This window comes from Nocardia sp. NPDC059154 (genome assembly GCF_042755705.1).
GTDB lineage: Bacteria > Actinomycetota > Actinomycetes > Mycobacteriales > Mycobacteriaceae > Nocardia.
The window spans coordinates 1-1,680 of record NZ_JBHZCS010000194.1 but is presented as its reverse complement, the minus strand read 5'-3'; the positions used below and the strand labels follow the sequence as shown (position 1 = coordinate 1,680).

At 67.6% G+C, this 1,680-nt stretch carries 1 protein-coding gene; it reads right to left on the bottom strand.

The window, feature by feature from the left end; translation table 11 throughout:
• Window positions 1–176: 176 nt before the first annotated feature.
• Entirely contained in the window at window positions 177–1,559 is a 1,383-nt protein-coding gene (locus ACFXN1_RS51760; RefSeq protein WP_379446611.1) for an IS1380 family transposase, read from the bottom strand.
• Between the last annotated feature and the right edge of the window lie 121 nt (window positions 1,560–1,680).

Below are 1,680 nucleotides of genomic sequence, written 5' to 3'. Positions count from 1 at the left end.
TTAGCCTCGATCTTTCGTCGGGCCTTCGGCCCGGCGTGATCGGGTTCGGATTGATTTCCGGCAGCTGAGCAGCGGCCGGTGGGCAACCGAGGGTAGCCCGGTCAGCGGGGTGGCTGCCGGGTTCCACGGGCCCGGAGAGAATCCTTTCGAGGGTCGGAGGGGCGGGTTGGTGCTGGTCAGCCGGGTTGCAGACGGTCGAGGGCGGTGACCAGCACGCCGGTGTGCGGGGCGTGGCGGGACAGGCGCATATGAGTGCGGCGGGCGTGGCGTGCCAGGCGGGCGGGAATTGAGAATAGTTGCAGGCGAATGGTTTTCGGTTCCCATCGGCGGGCGCGGTGGTCGTGCAGGGCGATGGTCTGCAGCCAGGCGGTCAGATCCAGCGCGAGAGCGACGATCGCCAGCCAGATCCGGTTGGCGTCGAAACCGCGGAACGGGAGGTTGCGCAGCCCGGTGTCCTTGGCTGCGCGGATGCGGTCCTCGCAGCGGGCGCGGCGGCGATGCCGTAACTCCAGATCCGGCAGCTGGCCGCGACGGGTGTTGGTGACGAACGCGGTCAGCCGCAGGCCGTCGACGTCGGTGAACCGCAACTGGGCGCCTGGATGCGGTCTTTCCTTCCGCACGATCAATCGCATGCCCTCCGGCCAGGTGGAAAGCTCTGCCAGGCCGGTGATTTCGGCGACCCACGCTCCTTCCCTCGCCTGCCCGTCGGCGTCGTAAGCAGGGGTCCATACGTGTTTCGGTACCTGATCGACCGCCTCGACCAGGGCCTCGGTGAGGGGGAACCCGAGCGAGTACTGCACCCGCCGCGCATGGCAGTAGGCCGCGAATTCGTGGGTGCCGCCGCCGGCGTCGCTGCGCACCAGTACTTTCCTCCCGACGCGATACCCGGGCTGCCACGGCAGTTGCTCCAGTGCGGCGGCCAGAACTTTCTTGTGGTCGGCCGCAGTGTTGGCGCCGGCGTTGCCAGGGCGCAGCAACGCTGCCAGCGGTTCGCCGGTGCCGCCCGCGCCGTGGTCGGCGAAGGCGAGCAACGGGTGGAAACCATAGCCCCGCTTGAACGTCGGCGCCGCATGCTCTTTGTCCGAATGCGCATCGACCAGCGTGGCATCCAAATCGATGATCAACGGGTCGGCGGCGGTGACCGCATGACCAGGTGCGTACTGCCCGGCTCGCTGCCACGCGATCGCTCGCGCTGCCGCCTGTGCCGATGCGAAGGCCGACAATGCTTTTCGCGGCTCGGCGGCCAGGGCCGCGATAAGCCGGGACACCGTCGGATCCGACGCGACCGACCCGAACACGCCCGGCTCGCCGCGCAGCATCGTCATATCGGAGGCGCAATCGCCGCCGACCGCGACCGTCACCGCCAGATCCAGCACGATCTTCCCCGGATCATGTGTGGCCAGCGGCTTGCGCCACGGTGCCAGCGCCTGCGACAACGCCCGATCCAGCCCGACAGCGGCCGCGGTCCGCACCAGCGCAACTGCCCCAGCCTGCGACACCACCCCAGCACCGTCCCCGTCAACTTTCAGCGACGGATACCACGACGTAGACTTCCCCACCAGAAGGGTGCTCCTCGAACTGCTGATTCAACCTTAGACAAGTCGAATCATCGCCGTTCAGAGCACCTTTCGCCATTCCAGAGCCGCTACCGGCTCACCTGACGTGATTAATCGAGGTTAG